Origin of the sequence: Corynebacterium sp. HMSC056F09 (genome assembly GCF_001815785.1) — a bacterium.
Taxonomy (GTDB): domain Bacteria; phylum Actinomycetota; class Actinomycetes; order Mycobacteriales; family Mycobacteriaceae; genus Corynebacterium; species Corynebacterium hiratae.
The window spans coordinates 46319-59020 of sequence record NZ_KV821968.1; the positions used below are offsets into that span (position 1 = coordinate 46319).

The window sequence follows — 12702 nt, forward strand, 5'->3', positions numbered from 1 at the left end:
CGCATGGTCCTTTTGGGATCGTGGCGGGGAGTTTCTGTTATCTTTTCTCCTTCCCGTCATTTCAGATGACCGCGCCGTCGTTTCAAACGACGACACCGCTTAGAACGGAATATCTTCCTGCGGGGTGCTGGGGGTGCGGGGTTCCTCGGCAGCGTCGTGCGCGTTGTGAGCCTCTTGTGCTTCCTCGTAGGCGCGCTCGCGGGTGGCCGTGATCTTTTGGGCTACCGTCTGGGCCCAACGCTTCGTCTTCTTTGCCAGCGGGCCAGTCGGCTCCGTCATGGCCCACGTTCCGTCCTCGTAGAGCCACACGATGTCCCCAGTATGCGGATCCATGATGTAGTGCGCGCGCCCATCAGTCTTCATGTTGTGGTGGTGCTGGCACAGGCTGGCCAAGTTGCGCGGGTGCGTGGCGCCACCATCGGCGTAGTTAATGCGGTGGTCCATTTGGCACAGGTAGGCCGGCCGGTTGCATCCCGGAGCGCGGCAGGTGCCGTCCCGGCCCTCCACGTATTTGCGGATGAGCTCTGAACAAACGTAGCTGGCTGACTCCGGCGGCTGCGAGGAAAGGTCGCGCGTGCGTGTTGCGGGAATGTCCTGTGACGTCCAACCATGCCCTTGGACGAAGGTGGGAGCGTTGTCGATATCGCTGGCTTGATAGGTGTGCAGAATGACGGTCGCGGGCGGAGAGATACTGCCGGCGATGAGCTTCTTCAGGGCATCGGCCTGTGAAAGGCCGTTTTCCTTTGCTGCCTGCTTGATGTAGCCATCCAAAATCATGCCCGTGGCGCTATCGGTATTGAGCTCGAGGATGCCGCGCTCGCCAGTATCGGTAAAAGTATATGAGTCCTTCTTCGGGGAATCGCGGAAGGAAAAGGACTTGTTGATGCTCTTGCAGATATCGCGCACCTTGCGCCCAATCTGCGCCGGGGTAGGAAAGACCTGGTTCGGTGAGGTAGGGGTGAAGAAGGTGGCAAGGGCGTCGTCGATAAGCGCGAGTGTTTCCGCAGGCAGCGCGCCCAGTTTGGTCAAGGTGCGGTCGATGGTGATGAGCGCTTTCATATCGAGCAAGAACTGACTGTCTTGCAGGGCCTTGACCTGCGGTAGCTCCGTGAGGCGGTGCACGGCTAGACAGCATTCACTAACGGTGTAGTCCCCGACGCCAAGCTTGGCGACGAGCCTCTGGCACGCGACCCCGAAATCCTCATCGAGGTCTGGCATGGCGGCTACCCACGAGCGGTAGTCTGCACGGCGAGCGGCGCTGCGCTCCACGGCGAGGGCGCAGTCAGGGTTCATATGGGAAAAGTAGGCGGTTTGGGTGGCGGTATTCACGGTATCCCCCGAGATTGACGTGTCGATGATATGTTCTAAACGCACTATAAAATATGCCCCGGACATCTATCTCTACCTGGCATTATTGGGATATCTGGGAGGGGGTTATGGAGCCTGTATTTGTCGCTATACACCGAGTGGGGAGTGCCATCCTTCTCACCCCACAGGAGCTCATCGCGTACGTAAAATAGCGAACTATGTTGCCTCGACTCCTCACTCTTAACAGCCTGGTTATTTCGCAGACCAAGTCCTTCATGCAGGATGAATTCCTGATCGCCGATGACGAGGGCGTGCCCGTCGGGACGATTCTGCAGTCGACGAGCCTGAAGGACATGTTCTTCAACGCCTCCCGCAGCCTTCAAGTTGCCTTCACGGATGAGCAGGGAAACCCGCAACAGCCGCTCATGGTGATCAAGGATCCGCCCAACTTCGTGCAGGATACCTATGAGGTGTATCTGCCGGGCGTCGAGAAGCCCATGGCGATCGTGACCAAGCGGTTTGCCATGTTCAAGACGCGGCTGAGCCTAGAAATGGAGGGCTTTCCGGAGATCGAGATTGAAGGCGATGTCTGGGATTGGAATATCACGATTACCAGCCAGGGGCAGCCGCTGGCAGAGGTGCGCAACGAGTGGGGAGGCGTGGGCAGGTTCCTAGCCGGTAAGAATACCTACCGCCTCAGCATCGCGCCGGGGCTCGACCCGCAGCAGCATGCAGGGTTGATTGGTGCGGTCATGTGCATGGACATGCTGCGCACTAAGGCTCAAAACAGCAGTTAGCGGCGCACGAACCGCCAGCTGCCATAGGAGAAGAGCGCGGTGGCGAGTGCCGGGAGGCCGTAGGTGCGCACGGCCTTGCGTACCGAGCGGTAGTCGCGGATGAGCCAGCCTTTTTCTTCGGCGATATCGCGCAACTTGGAATCCGGGTTAATGGCCACGGGGGTCCCCACCATGGAGAGCATCGGGACATCGTTGGCGCTGTCGGAGTAGGCAGTGCAACGCTCAAGGTCGAGGTTCTCCAAGGTGGCCAGCGCTGCCACGGCGTGCTTTTTACCTGGGCCGTGGAGGATATCGCCGACGAGGCGGCCGGTGAAGCGACCATCTTTCACCTCCGCCACGGTGCCGAGCGCGCCCGTGAAACCGAAGCGCTGCGCCAGAATCTGCGCCAGCTGCACGGGGGTGGCGGTGACCAGCCACACCTGCTGGCCGGCGTCGAGGTGCATCTGCGCCAGCTGCTTCGTGCCCGGGTAGGCCTTCCGGGCCATCGATTGGTCCACGATGCTCTCGCACAAGGCCACCATCTCATCTACCGAGCGGCCCTTGACGAACTCGAGCGCCTGCACGCGCCCAGCAGCCACGTCGGCGGCATTCTCCGATCCGGAAATGCGGAACTTGAGCTGCTTCCAGGCAATGGGCAGAATTTCTGAGAGCTTGAAGTAGCGACGCCGCGCGAGGCCCAAGGCAAAGGACACGAGCGAGGACCCTTGGACCAAGGTGTTGTCCACATCAAAGAAGGCTGCAGCGCCGGCGTCTTGGGGGATGTCTGGGTCGGGCTCGGTTATGGAGCGCGACCCCGCCGATTCGAAGGAACCCTGGACGGAATCGATGCCAGAGGAGAAGGCATCCAGGTCGATGCCGAAGAGGTGCTCCACGGCGGCGGCTGCCGACGCCTCACCGGCCGTACGCTGGTGCTCTTCGCCGAGCGGGGCGAAAGCCTGTTGCTCCAGGAAATTGCGCAAGTTTCCCCTGCTAGCGGTCCAATTGGCAAGGAACTCGCGGGGAGAATCGGGCATACCAGGAGGGAGCGGGAGGGGCACGCGTTCAGCTTTCATAGGGTGGGCGGACTAACGTGTCCATAGTAAACCGCGAAACGTTCTACGTCCTACCGAGGAGAGCTTTATGTCCCACGTCGTCGAACTGATGGTGCGTACCACGTGCGGCTCCTGCGCGCGCGTTCTGGAGCAGATTACCCCGGTGGTCCGTCACGCTGGGGCAGAGCTTAAAGTGTGCAACGTCGATGAGGATGCGGAGCTGGCCATGGAATACGGCGATCGCGTTCCTGTTGTGGTTATTGATGGAGAGGAATTCTCCTGCTGGGAAGTGGACAATGAGGAGCTAGCGCAGGCGCTGGCGGACTAGCTTTCTGTGGGCACTTCCGTGAGTTTCGGAAACGAGATGACAACTAGTAGTCTTTTGGATGATCTATGTCATCCAAAGGGATGATGCAAAACTGGAGGGTTGTGCATGAGTGTGCTCGTCGTGGGCATGTCGCATCAGTCGGCGCCGGTGGCGCTGCTGGAAAAGCTGAGCATGGACGAGACCGTGCAGAATGACACTTGCCGGGCCATGGTGTCGGCGGGCTCGCTGAGCGAGGCGATGATTATCTCCACCTGCAACCGCCTCGAGGTATACACCGTCACCAACTCTTTCCACACCGGGGTCCAGGATGTCGTGCGCAACCTCGCTGACGTTTCCGGGGTGGAGGAGGAGAAGCTGCGCTCCTATCTCTATGTGCGCTATGCCGACGCCGTCGCTGAGCACCTCATGATGGTGGCCTCAGGCTTGGACTCGATGGTGGTAGGGGAGCAGCAGATCATCGGCCAGGTGCGCACCGCCTACCAGTTTGCTTCGGAGCAAGGAACCGTCGGCCCGCGCATCCATGCGCTGGCGCAGTCCGCGCTGCGCACCGGCAAGCGGGTGCATTCCGAAACCGAGATCGATGAGGCGGGCTCCTCCATGGTCTCCTTTGCTTTTGATCAGGCGCTGAGCCGCATGGGCAGGGAAGATCTCGCGGGCAAGCGCGTGCTCATCTTGGGCGCAGGCGCGATGGCCTCGCTCGCGGCAACGCACGCGGGGCGCCTGGGTGCGCAGCTAATTATCGCGAACCGCACCATTGCCCGTGCGGAGCGCGTGGCACAGCATGCCCATGAGGCGGGCGTGTACGCGGACGTTATCGACTTCTCGGAGCGCGCCCAGGCCCTGCGCGATGTGGACGTGGCAATTTCCGCCACGGGAGCCCAGGGCTTCACTATTACGGCGGCCGACGTCGAGCGCTATCACGTAGCCGACCGCGAGCTGATGCTCGTGGATCTCTCTCTGCCGCGCGATATTGATGACGCTGTGGCAGAGGTCGAGGGAGTCGATCTGGTCAACATCGAGAGGCTCAGCAACTCCCTGCAGGCAGCCGATACCGACCTGGCCGCCGGTACCAGCCCGCACGCGCAGGCGCGGCGCATCGTCAGCGAAGAGCTGGAAGCCTATGCCTCTGAGCAACGCGTCCGCGACGTCGTCCCGGCGGTCTCAGCTCTGCGCAAGCGGGCCGCGAACCTGGTCCAGTGCGAGGTAGCGCGGCTGGAGCAGAAGCACCCGGAGCTGGATGAGCGCCAGATGGGAGATATCAATCGCGCCCTCAAGCGCGTTGCGGATAAGCTGCTGCACGAGCCCACGGTCCGCGCGAAGCAGCTCGCGGCGAACTCTGGCACCGTGAGCCACGAGACCGCACTGCAGGAGCTTTTTGGACTCCACCTGGAGGGCAGCGGCGTCGCCGTGGACGTGGCGGAGCTGCCGGACGCCGCGCAGATGGAAGCCGCGGAAAGCACTAAGGAAGAAAAGGACGCATAGATGTTGAAGATCGGTACCCGAGGATCCCTCCTGGCCACGACTCAGTCGGGCCACGTGCAAGAGTGGCTGCAAGAGGAAGGCTATGAGGCTGAGCTGCACATCGTCACCACGCAGGGTGACGTCAATATGGCTCCCGTGGAGCGCATCGGCGTGGGCGTGTTTACCCAGGCCCTGCGTGAGGCCGTCGCCCGCGGCGAGTGCGAGATCGCAGTGCACTCTTTTAAGGACCTGCCCACGGCTGCCGATGACCGTTTCGACCTCGTGGTTCCGCAGCGCCAGGACGTCCGTGAGGCGCTCATTGCCCGCGATGGCCTGACCCTCAAGGAGCTGCCGGAGGGCGCACGTGTGGGGACCTCCGCGCCGCGGCGCATCAGTCAGCTGCGCGCTATGCGCCCGGACCTGGATATCCGTCCGCTGCGCGGCAACATCGATACCCGCATGGGCAAGGTCACCAGCGGCGAGCTCGACGCCGTCCTTCTGGCCTACGCCGGCCTCGTGCGCGCGGGTTACGCGAACCGCGCCACCGAGGTCTTCGATCCGGAGGTCTTCATGCCTGCGCCTGCGCAGGGCGCGCTGGCTATCGAGGCCGTCAAGGGAACCGAGGCAGCGAAGGCCATCGCCTTGCTTGCCGACGGCCCCGCCACCGCCGCCACCCGCGCCGAGCGCACCGTGCTTTCCCAACTGGAGGCCGGTTGCACCGCGCCGGTCGCTGCCACTTCCCACTGGGAAGGCGAGCAGCTGGTCGTTCGTGGCGGTGTCTTCGCCCTCGACGGCTCCCGCCAGCTCATCGCTCAGGCTCAAGGAGCAGCGGACGAGGCTGAAGAATTGGGGCGCGCGGTCTCCAAGGAGCTCTTCGCGCAGGGAGCTGCAGACGTACTGGCAGCGGAGTAATCGCACGTAGATTTTTGGTTTCGGGCCTTTTCCTTTAGTGTGTATCTAGCACACGATCATTGAGAGCAATGATTAAGGGCCCCTTAACTCGCGAGTGAGGGGCTTTCTTGTCTCCACTCCCGCGCCTGCCACGCTTCGGCGCTGGGGCACTCGGAATCTACAAACTAGAAAAGAACCTTATGAGCAATGCCGTGCCGGATACCCAGCCTGAGCTGGGTAAGTCTGATCTGGGCAAAGTCGTCTTCGTCGGTGCCGGCCCAGGTAATCCCGACCTGCTGACCGTCCGCGCCCGCGAGGTTCTGGAGACGACCGCCAACGTCGTCACCGACCCGGGGGTCTCGCAGGGCGTGCGTGACATGGTGGCGCAGCAGGTGCCGGTTCCGCAGGAGCTTCTCGACGCCGCCGAGGAAGAGTACGAGCGCATCTGCGCCGCTGCCAAGGAAGCGGGTGCGCGCCGCAAGCCGCCACGCCCGGCACCGCCGACGGCGGCGGTGTTTGAGGAGGTCGAGGGGGACGTCGTCAAGCAACTGCGTAACGCGCTCGAGCGCGCCGAGGGGCACGACGTGATCCGTCTGGTTACCGGTAACCCGCTCAACCGTGAGTCCATCAAGGCGGAGATCACCGCCGTGGCCGCCGCTGGCATGGAATTCCAGGTGGTCCCGGGCATGTCTCTGCCCTCGACGGTTCCGTCCTTCGCGGGCATTGCTCTTGGTGCGACCTATACCGAGGCCGATATCACGGAAGGCGCGGACTGGGACGCACTGGCCACCGCGACGCAGCCGCTGGTTTTGCAGGCCACGGCAGATGACCTGCCGGTTATTTCCGCCGAGCTGGTGGAGCGCGGGATGCCGGCGGAGACGGAAGCGTACGTCACCGTGCACGGCACCACGCGTCTGCAGCGCACCCACGAAACCACGCTGGGAACACTCGGCAAGCTCGATGCTGAGTTGCCGGGCGAGCTCGTGGTCACGCTGGGGCGCAGCTTTGATGACCGCTCGAAGTACTCCTGGTGGGAGAATCGTTCGCTCTATGGTTGGCGCGTGCTGGTGCCGCGCACGAAGGAGCAGGCCGCGGCGATGAGCGCTCGCCTGGCCGGCCACGGCGCCATTCCGCAGTCGGTGCCCACTATTTCCGTGGAGCCGCCGCGCAACCCGGCGCAGATGGATCGCGCCATCAAGGGCATTGTCGAGGGCCGCTACAAGTGGGTCGTGTTCACCTCCGTCAATGCGGTGAGCGCAGTGTGGAAGAAGATCGCGGAACTCGGCCTCGACGCTCGCGACTTTGCCGGCGTGCACCTAGCTGCGGTGGGGCAGAAGACCGCCGATGCTATTCGCGCCAAAGGCATGGTCCCGGAGCTGTTGCCGCCGGCGACGAAGCAGAACGCCGAGGGCCTCGTGGAGGTCTTCCCCAACTACGTTGAGGATATCGACGCCGTGGGGCGTGTACTGCTGCCGCGCGCCGATATCGCCGGCGAGGCGCTGGTGACTGGCCTGCTGGACTTGGGCTGGGAAGTCGATGATGTCGTAGCCTACCGCACGGTGCGTGCGGCCCCGCCGGCCGCGGAGATCCGCGACATGATCAAGACCGGCGGCTTCGACGCCGTGGCCTTTACCTCGCCGTCGACGGTGCGCAACCTCGTCGGCATTGCGGGCAAGCCGCATACCCGCACCATCATCGCCTGCATTGGCCCCTCCACCAAGGCGGCGGCCGAGGAGGTGGGCCTGCGCGTGGACGTGGTCCCGGAGGTCGCGGACGTGCCGATGCTTGTCGACGCCCTCGCTGACCACGTCGCGGCCCTGCGCGCTGCCGGCAACCTTCCTGCTCCGCGCAAGAAGCGCCGCTCGCGCAAGAAGACGGCGTAGACCGCTTCTGGGCGGGCAGGAGAGGGGCGACTAGAGTCGAGAAGGTAGTTCAATTTTCTCGTAGCTCAAAGGAGAGTTTTTACTCATGAGCATTGCTCGCCGCCCCCGCCGCCTACGTCAGAACCCGGCTTTTAGGGATTTGGTTGCGGAAACCTCGCTGCGCCCCTCCGACCTCATCCTCCCGATGTTCGTGGTCGACGGTCTGAACGAACCCCGTGATATCCCCTCCATGCCGGGCGTGCAGCAGCACAGCCTGGATTCCCTCAAGCGTGCCGCGCACGAGGCCCTCGATGCGGGCGTGACCTGCGTTGACCTCTTCGGCGTGCCGCGCGAAGAGGATAAGGACGCGACCGGCTCCGTGGCCTGGGACCCGCAGGGCATCCTCAACGTGGCGATTGCGGAGCTGCGTCAGGAATTCGGCGATGACCTCATCGTCATGGCGGATACCTGCCTCGACGAGTTCACCTCCCACGGCCACTGCGGCGTGGTCGATGACCAGGGCCGCGTGCTCAACGATGAAACCGTGGAGCTCTACCAGGATATGGCCCGCTCCCAGGCCCGTGCTGGCGCGCACATGGTCAGCCCTTCCGGCATGATGGATGGTCAGATTGCCGCGATCCGCGAGGCCCTCGATGAGGCCGGCCACGAGGATGTTGCCATCATGGCCTACTCGGCCAAGTACGCTTCGGCCTTCTTCGGCCCCTTCCGCGATGCCGTGGGCTCCTCCCTGGAGGGCGACCGCCGCACCTACCAGCAGGACCCGCGTAATTTCCGCGAGTCCATGCTGGAAGTGGACCTGGACATCGAGGAAGGCGCGGACATCGTCATGGTTAAGCCTGGCCTGCCGTACCTCGATGTGCTGGCCGGTGCTGTCGAGCGCTCCTCCGTGCCGGTAGCTGTATACCAGGTCTCCGGCGAGTACGCGATGATTCAGGCCGCTTCCCAGAACGGGTGGATCGATGGCGAGGCCGTTATGCTGGAGTCCTTGACCGCGTTCAAGCGCGCGGGCGCGGATCAGATCCTGACCTACTTCGCCACGGACGCCGCCCGCTTGCTCAAGTAAAAGGAGAATCGTGACGTTCAGCCCGAACACTACGCCGTCGGCACACAAGCCGGCGAAGCAGGATACGGAGCCGGATAAGGAGCAGGCCAAGCGCACCGAAGCCGTCTCCCTCATGCTCAAGGTGTGGACCGTTGCCTTGGTGCTCGAGGTGGTGCACCTGGTCTTGAGCATCGTGCTGACCCTGCTGAATAGGGAGGAGCTCTTTGCCCAGGCCCGCACTACGGCGGAGTCCGCAGCGGAGAAGTCCGGGCAGGACGTCAGCGATGCCCTCGTACAGCTCGTGGGCTATGGCTCGGTGGCGTTTAGCTCGCTGATTTCACTCGCCATCGTGGTGCTGTTGGGCATCATGCTGGGCTTTATCCACAAGAACTCCAAGGCAGCCGGTACTGGCCGGCGCCTGTGGTTCGCCTTCTCCCTCTACTTTGGCCTCCGCGTGCTCATCGTCTTCATCAGCAGCCCCGCCGGGGCGAGCGCGCCGGATTGGCTCTTCTTACTCGATGGTGCCGTGCAGATCCTCGTCGGCGTGGCGGCCGTGATGGGCTTGATGTTCTCCACCAAGGAAGAGGTGCTCGAGTACACCGGCGAGATGGAGCAGCTGCGCCAGATGCGCAAGGAGATGGAGGAGCAGCGCCGCCAGGAAAACCTGGAGGAGCGCGAGAAGAAGAACAAGGACAATAAAGAAAAGGACAGGGAGAAAGAAGACAACAAGGACGGCAAGCGATGAGCGAGCGCCCCGGTCCCGCGGACTATAACCGCCGCCCACGCCGCCCTAAGAAGCAGGGTGAGCAAGACTTTTCCACCTGGCCTTCGCAGCTGCGCATTGCCTACTGGGTCTGCGTGATTGCCGCAATTGTCATGCTCACCGCCGGAATGGTGGGGATCTTTGGTTCCTATACATCGGTGACGAACACCCAGCTCAGCCCGGAGCAGGTGGACTATATCCGCTTCAACACGCGTTTTGCGGCCATCTCCAACGTGGTGGGTGCCGTCATCATCGCGGCCTGCTCCGCGCAGCTGGCAAGCGGCTCAGTATGGGCGCGCCGCATCATCACCGCGGTGTCTGCCTACACCATGTTCGTCAGCATTGCGGCGCTGATCGCGGGCGTGGGCGGGCTGCTCTTGCTGCTTATCCCGATGGCGCTCATGGTGGCCATCTACTTCCTCTTTCACCCGGATTCAACGGCTTTCATCAAGGCCCGTCGCGCCCAAAACTCCTGATTGGCGCCTACTCCAACTTTTGATTCATAATGGACGGTATGTCTCGACTGTCTGATGCGCCGCTAATTGCTGCCGCTACTGGCCACACGCCCTCCCGCCCGCCCGTCTGGTTCATGCGCCAGGCGGGGCGCTCTTTGCCGGAGTACCGCAAGGTGCGCGAGGGAATCAGCATGCTGGATTCCTGTTTCATGCCGGAGCTCCTCGCGGAGATCACCCTGCAGCCGGTGCGCCGCCACGATGTCGACGGCGCCATCTTGTTCAGCGATATCGTCGTCCCGCTCAAAGCCGCGGGCGTTGGCGTGGAGATCGTCCCCGGCCGCGGCCCCGTCATGGATGCACCCGTGCGCACCACGGAGGACGTGGACAACCTGCCTATCCTCGACGTGGATGTGCCCGAGGTCCGCCAAGGCATTGAGATCATTCTGAGCGAGCTCACCGACAAGCAGGCCCTCATCGGCTTCGTCGGCGCACCCTTCACCTTGGCCAGCTACCTCATTGAGGGCGGCCCCTCGAAGAACCACGAGCGTACCAAGGCACTCATGCATTCCGATCCGGAGACCTGGCACCAGCTCATGGAGCGCCTGACCCCGACGATCATTTCTTTCTTGGAGCTCCAGCTGGATGCCGGCATCGACGCCATGCAGCTCTTCGATTCCTGGGCGGGTTACCTCAATGAGCGCGATTACCGCGAGTTCGTGCTGCCTTATTCGGAGCAGATCCTTAAGGTCGCAGAAGGCCGCGTGCCGCGCATTCACTTCGGCGTGGGGACTGGCGAGCTGCTCGGCGCGATGTCGGAGGCCGGTTCTGAGGTCATGGGCGTGGACTACCGCGTGAGCATGGATGCCGCCGCGGCCCGCGTCAACGCGGACATTCTCCAGGGCAACCTCGACCCAGCCCTGCTGTTCGCCGGCGAGGATGCGGTGCGCAAGGAAGTACGCGCCATCAAGGCAGAAATAGATGCCGCCCGCGCGGCAGGCAACCTGCGTGGACACATCTGGAACCTTGGCCACGGCGTGCTGCCGACCACGGAGGCGGAGGCCATTACCCGTGCCGTCGCCATCATCCACGAGGAGGGCTAAATGAAGATCGCGATCATCGGTGCGGGCCTCGCGGGCCTCACCGCGGCATGGGAAATCAAGCAGAACACTGAGGGCTCCCACGACATCTTCGTCTTTGAAGCAGCGGATCGCATCGGCGGCAAGCTGCACACCGTGGCCTTCAACGGCGGTCCGACGGACATGGGCGCGGAGGCCTTCATCCGCCGCCGCCAGGACGCCGTGGACTTCTTCACGGAGCTCGGCCTGCAGGATTCCTTTGTGGAGCCCAATCCGGAGTTGCGCCCGCGCGTGTACACCGGCGGCGAGCTGCACTTCCTGCCGCAGGGCGGGGTCATGGGTATTCCTTCCGAGCCGCAGGACTTCTTCTCCGAGGCGACCAACGAGCGCATCACCAACGAGCAGCCCTTCGAGTGGGAGATCGGCGGGGATGTCTCTGTGGGTCAGCTCGTTCGCCAGCAGTACGGCGATGACGTGGTGGACCACGTGGTCTCCGCGCTGCTCGGCGGTGTGTACTCCTGTACGGCCGACGACCTAGGCCTGCGCGCCACGGTTCCGCACCTGGCGGCCACGCTGGACACACTGGCGAAGGACGGCCCCGTCACGCTGTCGGCCGCAATCAAGCAGATCGAGTCCGGCCGCAGCCCGGCCGAAGGCTCCGTCTTTGGAACCTTCAAGGGCGGCTACGCCGAGCTTTACGAGGCCCTGGCTGACAAGTCCGGTGCGCAGATCCACCTGGACACCTTCGTCTCCGGCGTGACGCGCAAGGGCGATGCCTTCGAGGTCAAGGGCGCGCCGGGGGCTATCGGCCCCTTCGACCGCGTGCTCTTTGCCACCCCGGCACCGACCACCGCGCGCCTGCTCAAGGCCGTAGCCCCCGAGGCCGCCCAGGAGCTGTCCACCGTCCAGCTGGCTTCCTCTGTGGTTGTCGGCTTCAATTTCGCCTCCGCCACGGATCCGGAGGGCAACTCCCTTCCGGAGGCCACCGGCATCCTCGTCGCCTCCGATGAGCCTGACCTGCGCGCCAAGGCCTTCACTCTCTCCTCTAATAAGTGGCCGCACCTGAACGAGCGCGAGGGCTTCCTCGTGCGCGCCTCCTTCGGCCGCTTCGGCGATGACGCCCTCGTGCGCGCGGAGGAGGATGACCTGGTGGACTACGCCCTCGATGACCTGCAGAAGATCACAGGCTTCGACGGCCGCGCCGCCGGCGTGGAGGAGATCTACACGCAGCGCTGGTTCGGCGGCATCCCCCGCTATGACGAAAAGCATCTGGCCACCGTTGCCGCGGTCCGCGCCAAGCTTGCCGACGTCCCCGGTATCGCCACCGCCGGCGCCTGGGCTGATGGAGTCGGCGTGCCCGCCGTCATCGCGGGTGCCCGCGCTGCCGCGCAGGCGCTCGTCAACTAGCTAGTAGTGGTATCTGCACCCAGCAATCTCGATGGTCGCGCCCTTAATGCGATAGATCAGTCGGTGCTCTTCGGTAATTCGCCGAGACCAGAACCCGGCCAACTCGAACTTGAGTGGTTCGGGCTTTCCTATCCCTTCATTGCCGTTTCGTGCAATGTCTTTAATGAGGCTATTGATTCTCTTGAGGATCTTCTTGTTGTGAGCTTGCCACCAGAGGTAGTCCTCCCATGCTTCCTCTGTCCACGAAAGAATCATGAAGC

Annotated in this window: 13 protein-coding genes; 10 read left to right on the forward strand and 3 right to left on the reverse strand. The window is 63.4% G+C overall.

Annotated elements, in window-relative coordinates:
* Nucleotides 1-99 precede the first annotated feature (99 nt).
* Entirely contained in the window at nucleotides 100-1374 is a 1275-nt protein-coding gene (locus tag HMPREF3056_RS11110) for an HNH endonuclease signature motif containing protein (protein ID WP_246818658.1), read from the reverse strand.
* Between the two features lie 152 nt (nucleotides 1375-1526).
* On the opposite strand from HMPREF3056_RS11110, the gene HMPREF3056_RS11115 reads away from it, so the two are divergent.
* Complete coding sequence (locus HMPREF3056_RS11115; RefSeq protein WP_070681434.1) at nucleotides 1527-2105, forward strand: LURP-one-related/scramblase family protein; 579 nt, start codon at nucleotides 1527-1529, stop codon at nucleotides 2103-2105.
* Here HMPREF3056_RS11115 and HMPREF3056_RS11120 read toward each other — a convergent pair.
* The gene (locus HMPREF3056_RS11120) at nucleotides 2102-3118 is read right to left on the reverse strand and encodes an HAD-IB family hydrolase (protein WP_070513459.1); all 1017 of its coding nucleotides are present in this window, start codon (nucleotides 3116-3118) and stop codon (nucleotides 2102-2104) included. The two genes, HMPREF3056_RS11115 and HMPREF3056_RS11120, sit on opposite strands and share 4 nt — an antisense overlap.
* A 106-nt stretch (nucleotides 3119-3224) precedes the next feature.
* On the opposite strand from HMPREF3056_RS11120, the gene HMPREF3056_RS11125 reads away from it, so the two are divergent.
* The 9 genes from HMPREF3056_RS11125 (at nucleotide 3225) to HMPREF3056_RS11165 (ending at nucleotide 12442) form a co-directional block, all read left to right on the forward strand.
* Nucleotides 3225-3464, forward strand: coding sequence for a glutaredoxin family protein (locus HMPREF3056_RS11125; RefSeq protein WP_070513456.1), 240 nt, complete (start codon nucleotides 3225-3227; stop codon nucleotides 3462-3464).
* Nucleotides 3465-3569: 105 nt separating this feature from the next.
* Nucleotides 3570-4946, forward strand: a complete 1377-nt coding sequence (locus tag HMPREF3056_RS11130; RefSeq protein ID WP_070513453.1) for a glutamyl-tRNA reductase — start codon at nucleotides 3570-3572, stop codon at nucleotides 4944-4946.
* Nucleotides 4947-5837 carry a hydroxymethylbilane synthase gene (gene hemC / locus HMPREF3056_RS11135; protein WP_070754838.1) on the forward strand — a complete coding sequence of 297 codons (891 nt, stop codon included), beginning with the start codon at nucleotides 4947-4949 and terminating at the stop codon, nucleotides 5835-5837.
* A 179-nt stretch (nucleotides 5838-6016) separates the two neighbouring features.
* Entirely contained in the window at nucleotides 6017-7699 is a 1683-nt protein-coding gene (locus HMPREF3056_RS11140; RefSeq protein WP_070754840.1) for a bifunctional uroporphyrinogen-III C-methyltransferase/uroporphyrinogen-III synthase, read from the forward strand.
* Between the two features lie 85 nt (nucleotides 7700-7784).
* On the forward strand, nucleotides 7785-8762 hold the full coding sequence (hemB, locus tag HMPREF3056_RS11145; protein WP_049154862.1) for a porphobilinogen synthase: 978 nt from the start codon (nucleotides 7785-7787) through the stop codon (nucleotides 8760-8762).
* 10 nt (nucleotides 8763-8772) lie between these two features.
* Nucleotides 8773-9486 (forward strand): hypothetical protein, encoded by a 714-nt coding sequence (locus HMPREF3056_RS11150; RefSeq protein WP_046647805.1) that lies wholly within the window; start codon nucleotides 8773-8775, stop codon nucleotides 9484-9486.
* Nucleotides 9483-9980, forward strand: a complete 498-nt coding sequence (locus HMPREF3056_RS11155; RefSeq protein WP_046647804.1) for a hypothetical protein — start codon at nucleotides 9483-9485, stop codon at nucleotides 9978-9980. Before HMPREF3056_RS11150 ends, HMPREF3056_RS11155 begins: the two co-directional genes overlap by 4 nt.
* A 38-nt stretch (nucleotides 9981-10018) precedes the next feature.
* A complete protein-coding gene (gene hemE, locus HMPREF3056_RS11160) occupies nucleotides 10019-11059 on the forward strand; it encodes a uroporphyrinogen decarboxylase (RefSeq protein ID WP_049154861.1) in 1041 nt (346 codons plus the stop codon).
* Nucleotides 11060-12442, forward strand: coding sequence for a protoporphyrinogen oxidase (locus tag HMPREF3056_RS11165; protein ID WP_070547306.1), 1383 nt, complete (start codon nucleotides 11060-11062; stop codon nucleotides 12440-12442).
* Here HMPREF3056_RS11165 and HMPREF3056_RS11170 read toward each other — a convergent pair whose 3' ends face one another.
* Nucleotides 12443-12697, reverse strand: a complete 255-nt coding sequence (locus HMPREF3056_RS11170) for a Txe/YoeB family addiction module toxin (protein ID WP_046647801.1) — start codon at nucleotides 12695-12697, stop codon at nucleotides 12443-12445.
* Nucleotides 12698-12702: the final 5 nt, after the last annotated feature.

Coding starts and splice junctions, on each gene's coding strand:
- hemB (WP_049154862.1), top strand. CDS start 7,785: ATGAGCATTGCTCGCCGCCCCCGCCGCCTACGTCAGAACCCGGCTTTT.
- HMPREF3056_RS11155 (WP_046647804.1), top strand. CDS start 9,483: ATGAGCGAGCGCCCCGGTCCCGCGGACTATAACCGCCGCCCACGCCGC.
- hemE (WP_049154861.1), top strand. CDS start 10,019: ATGTCTCGACTGTCTGATGCGCCGCTAATTGCTGCCGCTACTGGCCAC.
- HMPREF3056_RS11140 (WP_070754840.1), top strand. CDS start 6,017: ATGAGCAATGCCGTGCCGGATACCCAGCCTGAGCTGGGTAAGTCTGAT.
- hemC (WP_070754838.1), top strand. CDS start 4,947: ATGTTGAAGATCGGTACCCGAGGATCCCTCCTGGCCACGACTCAGTCG.
- HMPREF3056_RS11130 (WP_070513453.1), top strand. CDS start 3,570: ATGAGTGTGCTCGTCGTGGGCATGTCGCATCAGTCGGCGCCGGTGGCG.
- HMPREF3056_RS11165 (WP_070547306.1), top strand. CDS start 11,060: ATGAAGATCGCGATCATCGGTGCGGGCCTCGCGGGCCTCACCGCGGCA.
- HMPREF3056_RS11125 (WP_070513456.1), top strand. CDS start 3,225: ATGTCCCACGTCGTCGAACTGATGGTGCGTACCACGTGCGGCTCCTGC.
- HMPREF3056_RS11115 (WP_070681434.1), top strand. CDS start 1,527: ATGTTGCCTCGACTCCTCACTCTTAACAGCCTGGTTATTTCGCAGACC.
- HMPREF3056_RS11120 (WP_070513459.1), bottom strand. CDS start 3,118: ATGCCCGATTCTCCCCGCGAGTTCCTTGCCAATTGGACCGCTAGCAGG.
- HMPREF3056_RS11170 (WP_046647801.1), bottom strand. CDS start 12,697: ATGATTCTTTCGTGGACAGAGGAAGCATGGGAGGACTACCTCTGGTGG.